Below are 17978 nucleotides of genomic sequence, written 5' to 3'. Positions count from 1 at the left end.
TGGTCGTGAGGCACCCCGATGAACCCGATGACGAGCAAGACCCACGAGGCTCTGGTGGCGGGGCAGTTCGGATCTCGTGCCGATGCCTACCTGACCAGCGCGGTGCATGCGCAAGGCGCCGACCTGCAGGCCCTGGCGGCCATGGTTCGCGGACAATCGCAGGCCCGGGTTCTCGATCTCGGCTGCGGCGGCGGCCATGTCAGCTTCAATGTCGCCGCCCATGTCCGCGAGGTCGTCGCGTATGACCTGTCGCCTGACATGCTGCAGGTGGTCGGACGTGCGGCACGCGAGCGTGGCCTGAAAAACGTCACCACCGCGCAGGGCGTGGCGGAAGCGCTGCCGTTCGAGGACGCCAGCTTCGACTACGTGCTGAGCCGCTACAGCGCGCACCACTGGCGCGACTTCGAGGCGGGCCTGCGCGAGGCCGCGCGGGTCCTGAAGCCGGGCGGCACGGCCGGCTTCGTCGACGCGGTCTCCCCGGGGCCGGCGCTGCTCGACACCTACTTCCAGGCGATCGAGGTGCTGCGCGATCCCTCCCATGTCCGCGACTACGCGCGCGCCGAGTGGGAGCGGGCGCTGACCGGCGCCGGCCTGATCCCGGGCGCCACGGCGGCATATCGGGTGCGGCTCGACTTCGCGGTCTGGATCGAGCGCATGCAGACGCCGAAGGTCCAGGCCGATGCCATCCGCGCCCTGCTGGCGGCGGCGTCGCGGAGCGTGACCCGGCATTTCGAGGTCGGGCCCGACGGCAGCTTCACGATCGACGTCGCCTTCTTCCAGGCCGCCAAATCGGCGGACTGAATATCATTGTTCTTCTTTGGAGAAACTACTATATTGCTTGCAGAGAGGAAGTCCGATGCTGAGGCCGGGGGTGGTTCGTGCCAGGTCGGGGCTTCGCGCTAAAGGCGCAATCCGCGCAGTGGCGCGTGCGGCCTGGGCAAGCTGTTGTGATCATTACAGGAAAAGTCTCTCCGCTTATGGCGCAATTGGCGCAGGCGGCGTTCGGCGGGGTGTCCCGTATTTCGGGGTGTATTTGCGGACAGGACGGCGTGCCGCCCGGTTGGCGGCACCGTTTGACTCGGCACGCTCGCCGCGCGTATACACCCGCCGCTCACACGGGAAGGCGATTTCCCGGTCCGGACTGGTCAGGCGCGCTGCGGCGGGCCGACTCCAGAGGGGCCCCATCGATCCGCGAGGTTTCGCGCATCGGTGCGCTTGTCGTATGGGCGTTCGGGCGGCCCGCCGGGCAGCCAGGAGTTGATGGACGGCAATGTTCGACGGTCTGAGCAAGAAACTCGGTGATGTGCTGGGCCGCCTGCGCGGCCGCGGCGCGCTGAACGAGGCCGATGTCGACGCCGCGCTGCGCGAGGTGCGGCTGGCGCTGCTGGAAGCCGACGTCGCCCTGCCGGTGGTGAAGCAGTTCATCGACGGCGTGCGGCCCAAGGCGGTCGGCGCCGAGGTGATCCGCAGCGTCTCGCCCGGCCAGATGGTCGTGAAGATCGTGCACGACCATCTCGTGGAGATGCTGGGCGGTGAGGCGAGCGAGCTCAACCTCAACGCCGTGCCGCCGGTCGTGGTGCTGATGGTCGGCCTGCAGGGCTCGGGCAAGACCACCACGACAGCCAAGATCGCGCGCCGCCTCACCCTGGGACCGCAGGGCATGGCTGCCGATGCCTTCGGCGGCTCGTTCAAGGAGCGCAAGAAGGTGCTGATGGCGTCGCTGGACGTCACCCGCCCGGCGGCGCAGGAGCAGCTGCGGATCCTGGGCGAGCAGGCCGGTGTCGCCACCCTGCCGATCGTGCCTTTCGAGCAGCCGCTGGGCATCACCCGACGCGCGCTGGATGAAGGCCGCCGCGGCGGCTACGACGTGATCATGCTCGACACGGCCGGCCGCCTGGCCATCGACGAGCAGCTCATGGCCGAGGTCGCCGCCGTGCGCGACGCCTCGAAGCCGACCGAGACGCTGCTGGTCGCCGACGCCATGACCGGCCAGGACGCGGTCAACACCGCCCGCGCCTTCAACGAGAAGGTGGGCATCACCGGCATCGTGCTGACCCGCGTCGACGGCGATGCGCGCGGCGGCGCGGCGCTGTCGATGCGCACTGTCACCGGCCGGCCGATCAAGCTGCTGGGCGCGGGTGAGAAGATCGACGCGCTGGAGCAGTTCCACCCCGATCGTATCGCCACCCGCATCCTGGGCATGGGCGACATCGTCTCGCTGGTCGAGCGCGCCGCCGAGACGATCGAGAAGGAAGACGCCGAGAAGCTGGCCGCCAAGGTGCGCAAGGGCCAGTTCGACCTCGACGACCTGCTGCAGCAGCTGCGCCAGCTGCGCAAGATGGGCGGCCTTCAGGGCCTGATGGGCATGCTGCCCGGCGCGGCCCAGGCCAAGGCGGCGATGCAGAAGGCCAATCTCGACGAGAAGGTGATCAAGCGGCAGGAGGCGATCATCCAGTCGATGACGCCCAAGGAGCGCCGCAACCCCGACATCATCCACGCCTCGCGCAAGAAGCGCATCGCATCCGGCGCCGGCGCGCAGGTGCAGGAGATCAACAAGCTGCTCAAGCAGCACGCCGAGATGGTCAAGATGATGAAGCGGGTCAACAAGATGGGCGAGAAGGGCTTCATGCGCTCGTTGGGCAACATGATGCCGCCCGGCGGCGGGTTCCCGAGGTAACCGACCATGTGTTCCCGTCATCCCGAGCGCAGCGAGGGATCTCCCGCGAACGGAGACTCCACTCCAGGGAGATCCCTCGCTGCGCTCGGGATGACGGTTTGATCTTCACGCGTTCAGGTAAGGAGCAAGCAACTCAATGCTGGCTATTCGTCTTTCTCGTGGCGGCGCCAAGAAGCGCCCCTACTATCACATCGTGGTCGCCGACTCGCGCAGCCCGCGCGACGGGCGCTTCATCGAGAAGATCGGCGCCTACAACCCGATGCTGCCGCGTGAGCACGCCGACCGCATCAAGGTCGATGCCGAGCGCGCCAAGTACTGGCTGGGCGTCGGCGCACGGCCCAGCGACCGCGTGGCCCGCTTCCTGACCGGCGTCGAGCTGATGAAGGCGCCGGAGCGCCGTGAGCAGCCCAAGAAGTCGGCGCCCAAGGCCAAGGCGCAGGAGCGCGCGGCCAAGGCGGCGGAAGCCGCAGGCGGCGAGGCAGCGGCGGCCGGCTGACCGGCCGCGCTGAGCTGCCATGGCGGCACGCGTCGATCGCAAGGTGCTGCTGGGCGTCGTGCAGGCGGCGCACGGCGTGCGGGGCGAGGTTCGCATCCGCAGCTTCTGCGCCGAGCCGGCCGATATCGGATCGTACGGTCCGCTGTCCGACGAGACGGGGACGCGGCGCTTCACGGTCCGGCCGACCGGCATGTCGGGCAAGGGCGATGTGCTCGCCCGGATCGACGGCGTGTCCGATCGCGATGCGGCGGAGGCCTTGCGGGGCTTGCGGCTCTACGCGCCGCGTGCCGCGCTGCCGGCGCCGGCGCCGGGCGAGTGGTACGAGGACGACCTGATCGGGCTCGCCGCGCGCGCGCCGGATGGTCGGGACTGGGGCACGGTGCTGGCGCTGCATGATTTCGGGGCCGGCACCATCCTGGAGCTGTCGGGCGGCGGTCATGGACGGTCGTTCATGGTGCCGTTCAACGCCACGGCGGTCCCCGCGATCGATGTCGACGGCGGCACGGTCACGGTCGATCCGCCGGCGGGGCTTCTCGATGATGGGCGGAAAGGAGAGGATTGAGAGCGCGTGTGGCAGGCGACGGCGTTGACCATCTTTCCCGAGATGTTCCCGGGACCGCTGGGGCTGAGCCTCGCGGGGCGGGCGCTTGAGAGAGGCCTGTGGTCGCTGGCGGCGGTGGACATCCGCCGGTTCGCCAGGGATCGTCATGGCACGGTCGACGACACGCCCTTCGGCGGCGGGGCCGGCATGGTGATGCGTCCCGACATTCTGTCGGATGCCATCGCCGCGGTGCAGGCGCCGGGCCGGCCGACGATCTACTTCAGCCCGCGCGGCAGGCCTTTCGATCAGGCCCGCGCGCGGGCGCTGGCGGCAGGCCCCGGGGTGACCCTGGTCTGCGGCCGGTTCGAAGGGATCGACGAGCGGGTCATCGAGGCCCACGGGCTGGAGGAGGTGAGCGTCGGCGACGTGGTCCTGTCCGGCGGCGAGATTGCGGCCCTGGTCGCGCTCGACGCGTGCGTCCGGCTCCTGCCGGGCGTGGTCGGGGCCGCTGCATCGCTGACGGAGGAGAGTTTCGAGGAGGGTTTGCTGGAGTATCCGCTCTACACTCGGCCGGCGACTTGGACGGGGCCGGACGGCGTCGAGCGGGCGGTGCCGGAGATCCTGCAGACGGGCCATCACGCGAAGATCGCGGCCTGGCGCAGGGCGAAGGCGGAAGAGATCACGCGGCAGCGGCGGCCCGACCTGTGGGCACGGCACGTCGCTGCGCGGCGAGGCGATTGAATCGAAAGACAGGGTTTCCGTGAGGAAAGGACAAGAACCATGAACCTGATCAAGCAGCTCGAGGACGAGCAGGTCGCGAAGCTGGTGGCCGAGCGGGCCGTGCCGCGGTTCGAGCCCGGCGACACGCTGAAGGTCCACGTCAAGGTGCAGGAAGGCAGCCGCGAGCGCATCCAGGTGTTCGAGGGCGTGTGCATCGCGCGCCGCAACGCCGGCCTGAACTCGTCGTTCACCGTGCGCAAGATCTCCTACGGCGAGGGCGTCGAGCGCGTCTTCCCGCTGCACAGCCCGTCGATCTGGGAGATCGAGGTGGCGCGCAAGGGCATGGTGCGTCGCGCCAAGCTCTATTATCTGCGCGGCCTGCGCGGCAAGGCCTCGCGCATCGCCGAGGATGTCGACGCCCAGCGCCAGCTGGTCGCCGAGCAGGCGGCGCTGGCCGCCAGCCAGCCCAGGCGCGAGAAGCTCAAGAAGGAACGGCCGCAAGCCGAGCGGGCGGTGCGCGCCGCCAAGGGCGGCAAGAAGTAGTTAATCCTTCCCCCGGAGGGGGAAGGTGGCGCGAAGCGCCGGACGGGGGATGCCGGAACGGATTCGATCCCAGTAGGTCGGCCGAATTCGTTCGAACATCCCCCTTCCGCCCCTTCGGGGGAAGGGTTCGTTGGTCCGGCCCGCAGCGGAGCGGCGCCGACGTCGCGTATCGGAGGGACGAGAACCATGGCGAGGAAGCCGACGGCGGCACCGGTCGAGCCGGCAAAGCCGCGCACGCTGTTCGACAAGATCTGGGATGCCCACGTCGTGGAGCGCCGCGACGACGGCTCGTGCCTGATCTACATCGATCGCCACCTCGTGCACGAGGTGACCAGCCCGCAGGCGTTCGAAGGGCTGCGCGCCAACGGCCGCCGGGTGCGCCGTCCGGATCTCACCGTCGCCGTCGCCGACCACAACGTGCCGACCACCAATCGCGCCGCCGGCATCGACGACGAGGAGTCGCGCATCCAGATCGAGACGCTGGAAGCCAATGTGCGCGAGTTCGGCGTGCCCTACTTCGCCATGGACGACATCCGCCAGGGCATCGTGCACATCATCGGGCCGGAGCAGGGCCTGACCCTGCCGGGCATGACCATCGTCTGCGGCGACAGCCACACCTCCACGCACGGCGCCTTCGGGGCGCTGGCCTTCGGCATCGGCACGTCCGAGGTCGAGCACGTGCTGGCGACGCAGACGCTGATCCAGCAGCCGGCCAAGAACATGCGCATCACGGTCGATGGCGATCTGCTGCCGGGCGTGACGGCCAAGGATCTGATCCTCAACATCATCGGCACGATCGGCACGGCCGGCGGCACCGGCCATGTCATCGAGTATGCCGGCCGCGCCATCCGCAACCTGTCGATGGAAGGCCGCATGACGGTCTGCAACATGTCCATTGAGGGCGGTGCCCGTGCCGGCCTGATCGCGCCCGACGAGGAGACGTTCCGCTACATCGAAGGCCGGCCCTATGCGCCCAAGGGCGGCGCCTGGCAGGTGGCGCTGGGCGTCTGGCGCCGGCTGCCGTCGGACAAGGACGCGGTCTACGACAAGGAGATCGTGATCCCGGCCGCCGACATCACGCCGCAGCTCACCTGGGGCACCAGCCCGCAGGACGTGGTGCCGATCACCGGCGTCGTGCCCAACCCCGATGAGGCGCCGGACGATGATCGGCGCAGCGCCTGGGCCCGGTCGCTGGACTACATGGGGCTGACGCCCGGCACACGCATGACCGACATCCGCATCGACAAGGCCTTCATCGGCTCGTGCACCAACGGCCGCATCGAGGACCTGCGCGAGGTCGCGGCGATCGCCCGCGCCGCCCTGGCCAAGGGCCGCAAGGTGGCCGACCACGTGCACGCCATGATCGTGCCGGGCTCGGGCTTGGTGAAGGAGCAGGCCGAGCGGGAAGGCCTCGACAAGGTCTTCGTCGAGGCCGGCTTCGACTGGCGCGAGCCGGGCTGCTCGATGTGCCTGGCGATGAACGCCGACAAGCTGCAGCCCGGCGAGCGCTGCGCCTCGACCTCGAACCGCAACTTCGAGGGCCGGCAGGGACGCGGCGGACGCACGCATCTGGTCAGCCCCGGCATGGCGGCGGCGGCGGCGATCGCCGGTACTTTCACGGACGTGCGTGATTTTCGCTGAATTACGGGCGCTTGCGCCGCGATAGGTGTGAGCGCCCGATCGTTTCTGGGGTGGCCGAGGCCCGGCTCAGATGATAACCTCCTGCGCCTTGGGAGAGGGGGAGATCATGGCCAACCAGTATCCTTCGCCGCCGCCACCACCGCCACCTCCGCCCGGCTACCCCGGTGGTCCGGCGTCCGGCTATCCGAACCCGCCAGGCTATAGTCCGTATGGCCAGGCGCCGATGCAGGGGCCCGTCTATGCCGGCTTCTGGTTGCGCTTCGTTGCCTACATCATCGACGCGATCGTCGTGAACATCGCAGCATACATACTGGGCTTCATCGTCGGCCTCGCAATCGGCTTCGGCGGCGGCAGGGACGCCCAGGCCATGCAGCTGGTCATGGGCATCCTGGGCATCGTGCTGGCGTGGCTGTACTTCGCGCTGCAGGAGAGCTCGGCGGCTTCGGCCACGCTCGGCAAGCGCGCCCTGGGGCTGCGCGTGCTGTGCAGCGATGGCGCGCGCCTGAGCTTCGGGCGCGCGACAGGCCGGTTCTTCGCCAAGATCATCTCGGGCATCATCCTCATGATCGGCTACATCATGGCGGCATTCACCGACCGCAAGCGGGCGCTGCACGACATGATCGCCGATACGGTGGTGATCAAGGGATGACAGCCGTGCGATGCCGCCGGCCCATAAGGGGAGAACAAGTCACATGAGCAACCAGGGACCGCAGCCGCCGACATGGCAGCAGCAGCAGGGGCAGCAGCCGGGCGGCTATCCGCCGGCTCCGCCACATCCGGGCTACGGTCAGCCGCAGCAGGGCTATGGCCAGCCACCGCAAGGTTATGGCCAGCCGCCGGGCTATCCGCCGGCACCGCCGCATCCGGGCTACGGCCAGCCGCCCGGCTACCCGCCGCCGGGCTACGCGCCGCCAGGCTATGCCGGCGCGCCGGCCGGCGTCGTCTTCTGCGGCTTCTGGGTCCGTGTCGCCGCCTACCTGATCGACGGCTTCATCATCGGCATCCCGATGGTGATCGTCATCGGCATCGTGTTCGCCACCACGCTGTCGGGCGCGATGTCGTCGGGCGACGAGCAGGAGATCGCGGCGGCCGCCGTGGCCAGCGCCGGCGTGTTCATCATCGTCTATCTGCTGATATTCGTGGCCGTCTGGCTCTACGAGGCGATGATGACCAGCTCCGCCGCCGGCGGCACGATCGGCAAGCGTGCCATGGGCATGCGGGTGGTGCGCGGCACCGACGGCTCGCGGCTGTCGTTCGGCCGCGCCACCGGTCGGTTCTTCGCCAAGGCGTTCATCACCGGCATCATCCCGTTCGGCATCGGCTTCATGATGGCCGGGTTCACCGACCGCAAGCGGGCGCTGCACGACATGATCGCCGACACCGTCGTGATCAAGAAATAGGTACGGCCGCCGCGACGCCGTAGCACGAGGGCCGGCCGAGCGTCGGCCCTTTTGCCGCCCGGCGCCGGCATCTGGTCAGGAGGAGCTTCATGCCGTCGTGGATCCCGCCATCGGGCGGCCAGCCGCCAGCGCCGCCACCGGGCGCGCCGGCGCCGCAATGGGGCGCGCCACCGCCCGGCTCGGGCGCTGGCATGGATGTCATCGACTACCGCATCCACGGCCAGGAGATGCAGTATGTCGAGGTCGAGCTCGATCCCGGCGAGGCTGCGGTCGGCGAGGCCGGCAGCCTGATGTACATGGATGCCGGCATCGGCATGGAGGCGGTGTTCGGCGACGGCCGCAAGACCGCGTCGGGCGGCTTCTTCGACAAGCTGGTCGGGGCGGGCAAGCGCCTGCTGACCGGCGAGTCGCTGTTCACGACCGTCTACACCAACCAGTCGCCGCACAAGCGGGTCATCGCCTTCGCCGCGCCCTATCCCGGCACCATCATCCCGATGGACCTGCGCCAGCTGGGCGGCATGCTCATCTGCCAGAAGGATGCCTTCCTGTGCGCTGCGCGCGGCGTGCAGCTGGGCATCTACTTCCAGCAGAAGCTCGGCGTCGGCTTCTTCGGCGGCGAAGGCTTCATCATGCAGAAGCTGGAGGGCGACGGGCTGGCGTTCGTCCACAGCAGCGGCGCCATCATGCGGCGCGAGCTGGCGGCCGGCGAGATGCTGTTCGTGGACACGGGATGCCTGGTGGCGCTGACGCCCAGCATCCAGTTCGACATCCAGTATGTCGGCAACATCAAGACGGCGCTGTTCGGCGGCGAGGGCATCTTCTTCGCCCGGGTCATGGGGCCCGGCACGGTATGGCTGCAGAGCCTGCCGTTCTCGCGCCTGGCATCGCGCGTCTTCGCGGCGGCGCCGCAGCGCATGGGCGGCAGCAGCCGCGAGGAGGGCAGCGTGCTCGGTGGCCTCGGCAATCTGTTCGACGGCGACAACCGCTAGGGTCAGGTGGCCGGCGGGCGCTCCCTTTCCATTCCTGCCGTCGTCTGGCGGCGGCTCGCGGCCGGCGTGATCGACGCGCTGCTGCTCGTCCCGCCGACGCTGCTGATCATCTGGCTCACCGGCGACAAGGGCAGCCTGACGCCGGTCGCGGCGCTGCTGGTGGCGCTGCTCGACCTGGTCTACCGCGCCGGCCTCGAATCCTCGCGCTGGCGCGCCACCCTGGGCAAGCGCTGGCTGGGCCTGGCCGTCGGCACGCTGGCCGGCGAGCGCCTGTCGGTCGAGCGGGCGGTGGTGCGTACCTTGCCGTTCTGGGGCGCCACCCTGGTCGCCGTCCTGACGCCGGTCCTGGGCACACCGCTGTTCAGCCTGATCGCATGGCTGGTGGCGCCGGCCTGCCTGTTGTGGCTGCCGCGCACGGGCTGGCGCCAGGCGCTGCACGACCAGTGGGCCGGGGCGCGGGTGGCGATGGCCGCGGCGCAGCCGACACCGGCCGAATCGGCATCGGAGCCACCCGTCGCCGCGCCTTGACCTGGGCCGCGAATCCCCGTTTATTCCGGGCCGTTTCCGACCGGAGGAGCGATCATGGACAAGTTCACGACACTGACAGGCGTGGCAGCGCCGCTGCCGATCGTCAACGTCGACACCGACATGATCATTCCCAAGCAGTTCCTGAAGACCATCAAGCGTACCGGTCTGAAGGACGGCCTGTTCTACGAGATGCGCTATTCGGCCGACGGCAAGAAGCTCGATTTCGTGCTCGACCGCCCGGCCTATCAGAGCGCCAAGATCCTCGTCGCCGGCCCCAATTTCGGCTGCGGCTCCAGCCGCGAGCATGCGCCCTGGGCGCTGCTCGATTTCGGCATCCGCTGCGTCATCAGCGAGAGCTTCGCCGACATCTTCTACAACAACTGCTTCAAGAACGGCATCCTGCCGATCAAGCTGCCCAAGGAAGACATCGCCAAGCTGATGGACGACGCCGAGCGCGGCGCCAACGCGATCATCACCGTCGATCTCGTGAACCAGGAGATCAAGGGGCCGGACGGCGGCACCGTGAAGTTCGACATCGATCCGTTCCGCAAGCAGTGCCTGCTCGAGGGCCTCGACGACATCGGCCAGACGCTGCAGGCGGCGCCGGCGATCGATACCTACGAGTCGGCGCATAAATCGGCGCAGCCCTGGCTGTCGATGAGCCGCTGAAGAACATCTTTCGCATATGAAGCGGAGCGCCCGGCGTCGGGCGCTTTCGCGTTTCGGGAAATCCGTTAGGAGGACGACACGATGGCCGATTCCAACCGCACGCTCCTGGTCTTGCCGGGCGACGGCATCGGGCCCGAGGTGATGAACGAGGTGCGCAAGGTCATCGCCTGGATGGGCAAGAAACGCGCTGTCGGCTTCGACATCAAGGAAGATGCGGTCGGCGGCGCCGCGCTCGATAAGCACGGGCTGCCGGTGAGCGACGACACGGTCAAGGCTGCCCTGGAGGCGGATGCCGTGCTGTTCGGCTCGGTCGGCGGTCCGAAGTGGGACACGCTGCCGTTCGAGAAGAAGCCGGAGCGCGGCCTGCTGCGCCTGCGCAAGGAGATGGACCTCTTCGCCAACCTGCGGCCGGCGAAGGTGTTCGATGCCCTGGTCGACGCCTCGACGCTCAAGCCCGAGATCGTCAAGGGCCTCGACATCATGATCATCCGCGAGCTCACGTCGGGCGTGTATTTCGGCGAGCCGCGCGGCATCAAGACCCTGCCCAACGGCGAGCGCGAGGGCGTCGACACGCAACGCTACACCTCGGGCGAGATCCGCCGCGTCTGCGCCGTGGCCTTCGAGCTCGCCCGCAAGCGCCAGAACAAGGTCTGCTCGGCCGAGAAGGCCAACGTCATGCACACCGGCGTGCTGTGGCGCGATGAGGCCACGAAGCTGCACAAGGAGAGCTACGGCGACGTGCAGCTCAGCCACATGTATGCCGATGCGCTGGCCATGCAGCTGCTGCGCTGGCCGCACCAGTTTGACGTCATCGTCACCGACAACCTGTTCGGCGACATCCTGTCGGACGAGGCCTCGATGCTGACCGGATCGCTGGGCATGCTGCCGTCGGCCTCGCTGGGCGCGCCCGACGCCACGGGCCGGCGCAAGGCGCTCTACGAGCCGATCCACGGCAGCGCGCCCGACATCGCGGGCAAAGGCATCGCCAATCCGCTGGCCGAGACGATGAGCTACGCCATGATGCTGCGCTACTCGTTCGACCTGTCGAGCGAGGCCGACCTCGTCGAGCGCGCCGTCGAGAACGTGCTGGCGGCCGGCTACCGTACCGCCGACCTGCTGACGGGCGGTCTCGACGACAAGGCCGCCGCGGCCAAAGGGCTCAAGAAGGTCGGCACCCAGGAGATGGGTGATGCGATCGTGAAGGAGCTGGATCGCCTGGTGTGACGGCCGGCCGGCGCGTTCCGGCGTATCCGCGACGGAGATGGGGAGGGAGTCATGGACTTGACCGGGTTCCTCGCCATCGCCGTCATCGTCGTGCTGGCCATCGTATTGCTGCGGGCCAGCTTCACGAAAGTGCCACGGGAAGCAAACTGGACGGTCGAGCGCCTGGGCCGGTTCAACCGCGTGCTGACGCCGGGACTTCATTTCGTCGTGCCGATCGTGGAACGGATCGGCGCCAGGCTCGACATGCGGGAGACGGCGCTGGACGTGCCGCCGCAGCGCGCGACCACCCGAGACAATGCCGAGGTCGAAGCCGGCGCGGTCCTGGGCTACCGGATCGTTGATGCCGTGAAAGCCACCTACGAGGTGGCCGACCTGCAACCCGCGCTCATCCAGTTGGTCGGCACGCACATGCGGGATGTCACGGCGACCCGCACGATCGCGGAACTCGCGACCGACCGCGCTGCCGTCAATGTGGCCCTGTTGCAAGGCGTCGAGCCGGCCGCCGATGCGTGGGGCGTGAAGGTGTCACGCCTCGAGCTCAAGGGCATCATGCTGCCGGACTGACCGGCAGCAGGGTGCTTGCGGCGTTATTTCCACGCCAGTCCCAGCTCGCCGAAACGGTTGAGCACGTTGAACACGATGCGCGAGATGTTGTTGTCGTAGCCGTTGTGCGCAAGGCTGCCGCAGAACGTGATCGAACCGGTGGCGAAGACGGCGCCGCCGTTGGGCGCGTCGAAATAGGTCATGTCGGCGCGGATGAGCTGCTGCGCCGGCACGCCCGGCACAGTCGAGGCGAGGCCGAGCACGTCCTCGGGCACGGCGACGAAGTGGTCCTGGTGCTTCTCGGACGCGGCGATCACCACGGCATTGTACGGCGTGCCGAGCAGCCGGTCGGTGCGGTCGAGCTCGAAGCCGGCGGCACCGCCGCCGCTCAGCCCGAAATCGCCCAGGATCTCGTCGCCGACGCCGTCCATGATCCAGGCGACCCGCGGGTCATCCGCCGCCGGAAGACGGCGATAGTACGAGCCTTCGAACAGGCCCTGCGCCGAGAAGCCGATCCCGGCCAGCATCTGCGGCGGCCGGCCGTTGTGGCGCCACAGCCCGCCATAGCCGCCGTCGAGCGCATGGTGATACTCGCCGGGCTCGGCGGCCCAGGTGCGGATCGCGGCGCCGGCGCGGCGGATCTCCAGCACGCCGGGCAGCTTGGGCGAGCGCGCCACGCGCCAGTAGAAGCCGTTGCCGCCGAGATAGACGAGCCGCCCGCCGCCGTCGACATAGGCCTGCAGCGCGTCGAGCGTGCCCGGGGTGTGGTATTCGGGATGCGAGCCGGTGACGACGACCTTGTAGCCCTTGATCAGCTCGAGGCCATGATCGTCGAGGTCCTCGTCGGTGATGACGTCGAACTCGATGCCCTTGGCCTCCAGCCAGTCGAGCAGGTGCGTGTCGGCCGGGAAGTGGCGCAGGCCCGAGCCGCGCGGGTCGTTGAAGGTCATGAAGCCGGGCCGGAAGGTCAGCGCCGGCCGCAGCCGCGACGAGTAGCACACGCCGCTGAGGTCGCTGTGCCGGTTGTAGGTCGACAGGCCGAACTCGGGATGGTCCTGCGGGTTGGACGGCGCCGCGTTCCACGCCGTCATCCGCTGCCGCATCGCCTCGTCGAGATTGCCGCGCGCGAAATTGAAGTAGACCTGGTAGGTGAAGGTCGCGGCGAGGTAGGCGATCCTGGCCGACGGCTTGCCGCGCGGCGGGCGCACATAGAACGGGATCGTGTCCCGGTGCGGGCCGCAGCTCAGCTGCATGCCGTAGACGCCGCTCCTCAGGTCGGCCGGCACGGTGAAGCTGAAATCGGTCTGCCAGCCGCAATCGTGCAGGTCGTCGTCATGGAAGTGGATCGCCGCATACTGCCGTGGCGTATCGCTCCAGCGCATGTCGCGGCCGGTCCAGGTCGAGGCCTTCATGGCCCGCGCCGGCAGGTTTACCAGCACGCCGTGCAGGCGCTGCGGGCCGACATCCTCGATGTCGATGCCATCGATGCCGCGCGAGAAGTCCCACGCCGCCAGCGTGTCCGCTGGCAGCTTCGCCGGGTCGAGCGTCAGGTCCGCCGGGCTCGCGGGCGCGGCGCTCAGGATCATGGGATCCTCGATCTTGCCGTTGAAATACCGTCGCGCCGGCGCCGCCTGCTGCGCCGCGATGAAGACCGGGCGGCGGGCGTCGGGGGCCAGGCCGGCATCGAACGGGGCCCAGGCCTCGCCGGAATCGTCGCACAACGCTTCGGCCCGCAGCGGCCTCTGGCCCACCCGCACCGACCGGGTGGCAGGGTCGATCACCGCCCAGACACGGTACCAGGCGCGCACGCGCAACGGCTTGCCGGTCTCCAGGCGTAGCGGCGCGCCCGCCGTCCGGCCGATCTCCAGCGCCAGGCCGCGCGGCGTCGCCAGCAGCGCGATGCCGATGCCGGCATCGGCATCCCAGCGCGACAGGATGCATTGATCGCCGCTGTCGGGCAGCGTCGGCCAGATCGTGGCGACGACGGTGATCGTCGCCAGCGGCGACAGCGCCGCGGCGCGTTCGACGACCGCGTAGGAGCCGGGATAGGACCGCTGCAGGCGCGACGCGAAGCTGTGGGTGAAGCGCGACGACAGGTCCTCGAGCTTCATGCCGGGACCGTCGGGATTGGGATCGCCGCTGCGGATCCGCACCAGCCGCGCCTGGCACGGCTCGGTGCCACTGCTCGATATCTTGAACGCAATGCGCTCGCCGGCCGTCGCCGACAGCCGATCCGTATATCCCGTCAGAGCAATCATCGTCGCGTCGCCTCCCGTCCAGGCGGCGGAAGCCTATCGGCATCACCTCGCGGGCGTAAATCGACGTCGCCCGATGGACCACCTGCGCCGGGCGCATGGCGCTGGCATGTCAGTTGACAGAATGTGGTTGGCAGGCGGTGGTCGGCGCTGCCGTTCGCGTCGATGGCGGCGTGGTCGATACGATCGCGTGACGCTCGCGGTTCCTCGGCTTGACACCGCCGGCGGTTCGGATATCGTTCAACCTCAGAGTTGAATGAAATCCACGATGACAACACCTGCCGGTCTCGACCATACGTTGACGGCGCTGGCCGATCCGACACGGCGCGCCATCCTGCAGCGCCTCTCGGCGGGCGAGGTACGCGTTACCGACCTGGCGCAGCCTTTCGCCATGTCGCTCAACGCGGTGTCGAAGCACGTCCGGGTGCTGGAGCGTGCGCAGCTGGTGACGCGCCGGCGGGCGGGGCGGGAGCACCTGCTGTCCTTCAATCCGAAGCCGCTGGACGAGGCGGCGGCATGGATCGAGACCCAGCGCGCGCTCTGGACCACCCGTCTGGACGCCCTCGAGGCGCTGCTGCGCGCCGAGGATCGCGTGGCCGCGCCGACGCGCCGGAACAAGGGAACCCGCCATGAGCGATGACGGCCAGCTTGGCACCGACACGGTGGTGCGCTTCGAGCGTGTGCTGCCCGGCCCGATCGAGCGGGTCTGGGCATACCTGACCACCAGCGCGCATCTGGCGGGCTGGCTGGGGGAGGGGACGATCGAGCCGCGCGCCGGCGGCGCCGTCGATATCGGCAAGGGCCATATCCGCGGCATCGTCACGCAATGGAAGCCGCCGCGGCTGCTGGCCTACACCTGGAACGTGTTCGGGCCGGACGATGTGGAGTCGCCCTTTCCGGAATCCTACGTGATGATCGAGTTGAAGCCGCATGGCGATGACGTGCTGCTGACGTTGACGCACCGCCCCATCCTCGCCGGCTTCGAAGGCCTGACCCGGACGGGCTGGCATACGCTTCTCGACATGCTGGGCGCGCTGCTGCGTGGCGAGGAGCCCGAGCCGCGCCAGGTGCTGATGGAGCGCAACCGCCTGCGCTACGGCGTCGAGAAGCTGCCGGGGTAAGCTACCTTGAAGCTGTCATCCCGAGCACAGCAAGGAATCTCCCGCGAATGGCGCACCGTGCGTCTTGTCGCAGGAGATCCCTCTCCTGAGCCTGTCGAAGGGGCGCTCGGGATGACAGTCCTGCCCTCTCTATGGCGTCAGCCTGTCCTGGCTTTCGCCGCGTTCCACTCCGCGCGCGTGATCTCCCAGATCTCGGTGGCGAAGCGGCCACCGACATAGTCGCGCTCGGTCAGCGCCACGCACCGCATGCCCTGCTTCTGCGTGATGCGGCTGGAGCCGACATTCGGCACCGCCTTGGATGTGCGCAGGGACGCAAAGCCGAGCGTGTTGAACCAGAAATCGGTGGCGGCATCGGCGGCCTCGGTCATCAGCCCCTGGCCCTGATGCGTCGGATCGATCCAGAAGCCGCGGTTGTCCATCTCGGCGTCCTTCGGCGCCAGCAGATGGATCAGCCCGATCAGCGTGTCGGGCGCCGTCCTCAGCCGCAGGCTCCACAGCCATTCGTCGCCGCGCTCGATCGCGGGCAGCCCGATGTCGCGCACGAAGACCTCGGCGCCGTCCGACGGGTACGGCCAGGGCACGCGCGGATTGAGGTAGCGCACGATCTCCCAGCGCGGGAACAGGCGCTGGATCGCCGGCGCGTCCGCCTGCGCCAGCGGCAGGAGCAGCAGCCGGGGTGTTTCCAGCCGCGGCGTCATGACGGGCGGCCTATTTGAGCAATCCGCCCAGCACGCCACGCACGATCGAGGAGCCGATACCGCCGCGGCCGAAGATCGCCTTGGTGGCCTCGCGCACCACGACATTAGTGACGGTCCGAGCGGCCGTTTTGGTCATCGCATCGATGACACTGTCGCTGCGGCGTGCCGGCGCGCGCGGTGGCGGCGCCTCTTCCGGCGGCAGCGAGCGGCGCAGGCGCGGCTGGGCCTGGGGCGGCGGCGGCGCGTCGTAGGTCGGTGGCTGTTGCGGCGGCGGATTCCATTGCGGCTGCGGTTGCTGTTGCTGCGGCGGCGCTCCCCAGGGGCCGCCGGGTGCCGTATCCGGTAGCGGCGGCGCACCGTACTGCCCGCGGCGGCGCGGGGTGCTGGGCGCCGCCGGCGGCGTCATGTCCGCATCCTGATGCTGGCCGGCGCCGGCGCGGCCCATCAGCACCTCGTAGGCCGAATCGCGATCGACGACGCGTTCATACTTGCCGGCGAGCGGACTGGCCTTGATCACCGCCTGCCGCTCCGCGTCGGTGGCGGGGCCGATGCGCGATTGCGGCGGCGCGACGAAGCAGCGCTCCACCGGTGTCGGGGCACCCTTGGCGTCAAGGAACGAGACCAGCGCCTCGCCCACGCCGAGCTCGATGATGGCGTCGGCGGCGTCGAACTTCTTGTTGGGCCGGAAGGTCTGCGCCGCGGTCTTCACCGCCTTCTGGTCCTTGGGCGTGAAGGCGCGCAGCGCGTGCTGGACCCGGTTGCTGAGCTGCCCCAGCACGCTTTCCGGCACGTCGAGCGGGTTCTGCGAGATGAAGTAGACGCCGACGCCCTTGGAGCGGATCAGGCGCACGACCTGCTCGATCTTGTCGATCAGCGCCTTGGGCGCGTCGTCGAACAGCAGGTGTGCCTCATCGAAGAAGAACACGAACTTCGGCCGGTCGGTGTCGCCGACCTCGGGCATCGTCTCGAACAGCTCCGACAGCAGCCACAGCAGGAACGTCGCGTATAGCCGCGGGCTTTGCATCAGCTTGTCGGCGGCGAGCACGTTGATGCAGCCGACGCCGTTGGCGTCGCGCATGATCATGTCCTTCAGGTCGAGCGCCGGCTCGCCGAAGAACTGCTGGCCGCCCTGCTGGTCCAGAACCAGCAATGCGCGCTGGATGGCACCGATGGTGGGCTTGGTGACGTTGCCGAACTCGGTGGTGAGCTGGGCGGCGTTCTCCGCGCACCACTGCAGCATCGACGTCAGGTCCTTGAAGTCGAGCAGCAGCAGGCCCTGCTGGTCGGCCACCTTGAAGACGATGTTCAGCACGCCTTCCTGGGTCGCGTTGAGGTCGAGAAGGCGCGACAGCAGCAGCGGTCCCATCTCCGACACCGTGGTGCGGATCGGCTGGCCCTTCTCGCCGAACAGATCCCAGTACATCGTCGGGAAGGCCCGGCCGCCATAGCCGTCGATCTTGAGCAGCCTGGCGCGCTCCACCGCCTTGGGATTGTCGCCGCCCTTCTGCGACATTCCGGAGAGATCGCCTTTGACGTCGGCCAGGAACACCGGCACGCCGTAGGCTGCGAAGCCCTCGGCCAGGGTCTGCAGGGTGACGGTCTTGCCGGTGCCGGTGGCGCCGGCGATCAGGCCGTGGCGGTTGCCGTATTTCAGCAGCAGATTCTGGTCAGTGTCGCCCGCGCCGACGAAAATCGACAGGTCCTCGCTCATGGTGCCGTCCCGGTGTTCGTTGGATCGGGTATGGCCGCCAATAAAGCACAGGACGTCGGCGTTCCGCCATTATGAGTCGTCGCCGGCAGGCCCGGCTAGCAGCCTGTCGGACTGAGGTTATTGGGTAGTTGATTGAGTGATTTTGAAAGCACCGAGGTCATGGGTCGCGATTTTTGGTGGTACTTTCCCCGTCAGGCGTGTGCGAGGGTGAACATCCGCTTG

General features: G+C 68.7%; 19 protein-coding genes. 16 read left to right on the top strand and 3 right to left on the bottom strand.

The features are described from left to right. Positions 1-27 precede the first annotated feature (27 nt). The 14 genes from FHP25_RS01850 (at position 28) to FHP25_RS01785 (ending at position 11992) form a co-directional block, all read left to right on the top strand. Entirely contained in the window at positions 28-801 is a 774-nt protein-coding gene (locus FHP25_RS01850) for a class I SAM-dependent methyltransferase (protein ID WP_147845421.1), read from the top strand. 469 nt (positions 802-1270) lie between these two features. After that, complete coding sequence (gene ffh / locus FHP25_RS01845; protein ID WP_147845187.1) at positions 1271-2677, top strand: signal recognition particle protein; 1407 nt, start codon at positions 1271-1273, stop codon at positions 2675-2677. A gap of 136 nt (positions 2678-2813) precedes the next feature. Next, the gene (gene rpsP / locus FHP25_RS01840) at positions 2814-3173 is read left to right on the top strand and encodes a 30S ribosomal protein S16 (protein WP_147845186.1); all 360 of its coding nucleotides are present in this window, start codon (positions 2814-2816) and stop codon (positions 3171-3173) included. Positions 3174-3192: 19 nt separating this feature from the next. After that, positions 3193-3735, top strand: coding sequence for a ribosome maturation factor RimM (gene rimM / locus FHP25_RS01835; protein ID WP_147845185.1), 543 nt, complete (start codon positions 3193-3195; stop codon positions 3733-3735). 6 nt (positions 3736-3741) lie between these two features. Then, complete coding sequence (gene trmD / locus FHP25_RS01830; RefSeq protein WP_269434375.1) at positions 3742-4455, top strand: tRNA (guanosine(37)-N1)-methyltransferase TrmD; 714 nt, start codon at positions 3742-3744, stop codon at positions 4453-4455. Positions 4456-4494: 39 nt separating this feature from the next. After that, positions 4495-4977: a 50S ribosomal protein L19 gene (gene rplS, locus FHP25_RS01825; RefSeq protein ID WP_147845184.1), complete on the top strand. Its 483-nt coding sequence runs from the start codon at positions 4495-4497 to the stop codon at positions 4975-4977. A gap of 186 nt (positions 4978-5163) precedes the next feature. Continuing rightward, entirely contained in the window at positions 5164-6618 is a 1455-nt protein-coding gene (leuC, locus tag FHP25_RS01820) for a 3-isopropylmalate dehydratase large subunit (protein WP_147845183.1), read from the top strand. A gap of 106 nt (positions 6619-6724) precedes the next feature. After that, on the top strand, positions 6725-7267 hold the full coding sequence (locus FHP25_RS01815; protein ID WP_218578131.1) for an RDD family protein: 543 nt from the start codon (positions 6725-6727) through the stop codon (positions 7265-7267). A 43-nt stretch (positions 7268-7310) separates the two neighbouring features. After that, entirely contained in the window at positions 7311-8018 is a 708-nt protein-coding gene (locus FHP25_RS01810) for an RDD family protein (protein WP_178133212.1), read from the top strand. Positions 8019-8107: 89 nt separating this feature from the next. Then, the gene (locus tag FHP25_RS01805) at positions 8108-9007 is read left to right on the top strand and encodes a TIGR00266 family protein (RefSeq protein WP_231712176.1); all 900 of its coding nucleotides are present in this window, start codon (positions 8108-8110) and stop codon (positions 9005-9007) included. Positions 9008-9013: 6 nt separating this feature from the next. Further along, on the top strand, positions 9014-9535 hold the full coding sequence (locus tag FHP25_RS01800; protein WP_147845181.1) for an RDD family protein: 522 nt from the start codon (positions 9014-9016) through the stop codon (positions 9533-9535). Positions 9536-9589: 54 nt separating this feature from the next. After that, a complete protein-coding gene (gene leuD, locus FHP25_RS01795; protein ID WP_147845180.1) occupies positions 9590-10204 on the top strand; it encodes a 3-isopropylmalate dehydratase small subunit in 615 nt (204 codons plus the stop codon). A gap of 81 nt (positions 10205-10285) precedes the next feature. Further along, positions 10286-11428, top strand: a complete 1143-nt coding sequence (gene leuB / locus FHP25_RS01790; RefSeq protein WP_147845179.1) for a 3-isopropylmalate dehydrogenase — start codon at positions 10286-10288, stop codon at positions 11426-11428. A 51-nt stretch (positions 11429-11479) separates the two neighbouring features. Then, entirely contained in the window at positions 11480-11992 is a 513-nt protein-coding gene (locus FHP25_RS01785) for an SPFH domain-containing protein (protein WP_147845178.1), read from the top strand. Between the two features lie 23 nt (positions 11993-12015). Here FHP25_RS01785 and FHP25_RS01780 read toward each other — a convergent pair whose 3' ends face one another. Then, positions 12016-14229, bottom strand: a complete 2214-nt coding sequence (locus FHP25_RS01780) for a N,N-dimethylformamidase beta subunit family domain-containing protein (RefSeq protein WP_147845177.1) — start codon at positions 14227-14229, stop codon at positions 12016-12018. 265 nt (positions 14230-14494) lie between these two features. Here FHP25_RS01780 and FHP25_RS01775 point away from each other — a divergent pair, with 265 nt between their 5' ends. Together FHP25_RS01775 and FHP25_RS01770 are read left to right on the top strand one after the other, a co-directional pair. Then, positions 14495-14866 (top strand): ArsR/SmtB family transcription factor, encoded by a 372-nt coding sequence (locus FHP25_RS01775; RefSeq protein WP_147845176.1) that lies wholly within the window; start codon positions 14495-14497, stop codon positions 14864-14866. After that, the gene (locus FHP25_RS01770; RefSeq protein WP_147845175.1) at positions 14856-15347 is read left to right on the top strand and encodes an SRPBCC family protein; all 492 of its coding nucleotides are present in this window, start codon (positions 14856-14858) and stop codon (positions 15345-15347) included. The genes FHP25_RS01775 and FHP25_RS01770 overlap by 11 nt, the downstream gene beginning before the upstream one ends. A gap of 137 nt (positions 15348-15484) precedes the next feature. Here FHP25_RS01770 and FHP25_RS01765 read toward each other — a convergent pair whose 3' ends face one another. Both FHP25_RS01765 and FHP25_RS01760 read right to left on the bottom strand, forming a co-directional pair. Further along, positions 15485-16045, bottom strand: a complete 561-nt coding sequence (locus FHP25_RS01765) for a GNAT family N-acetyltransferase (RefSeq protein WP_147845174.1) — start codon at positions 16043-16045, stop codon at positions 15485-15487. Positions 16046-16055: 10 nt separating this feature from the next. Next, positions 16056-17756 carry a helicase HerA-like domain-containing protein gene (locus tag FHP25_RS01760; protein ID WP_147845173.1) on the bottom strand — a complete coding sequence of 567 codons (1701 nt, stop codon included), beginning with the start codon at positions 17754-17756 and terminating at the stop codon, positions 16056-16058. Between the last annotated feature and the right edge of the window lie 222 nt (positions 17757-17978).

The sequence above is a fragment of the Vineibacter terrae genome, assembly GCF_008039615.1.
In the GTDB taxonomy this organism is placed as follows: Bacteria; Pseudomonadota; Alphaproteobacteria; order Reyranellales; family Reyranellaceae; genus Vineibacter; species Vineibacter terrae.
Note: the sequence above shows the minus strand (reverse complement) of the source record. Positions and strands in the feature narration are given on the sequence as shown.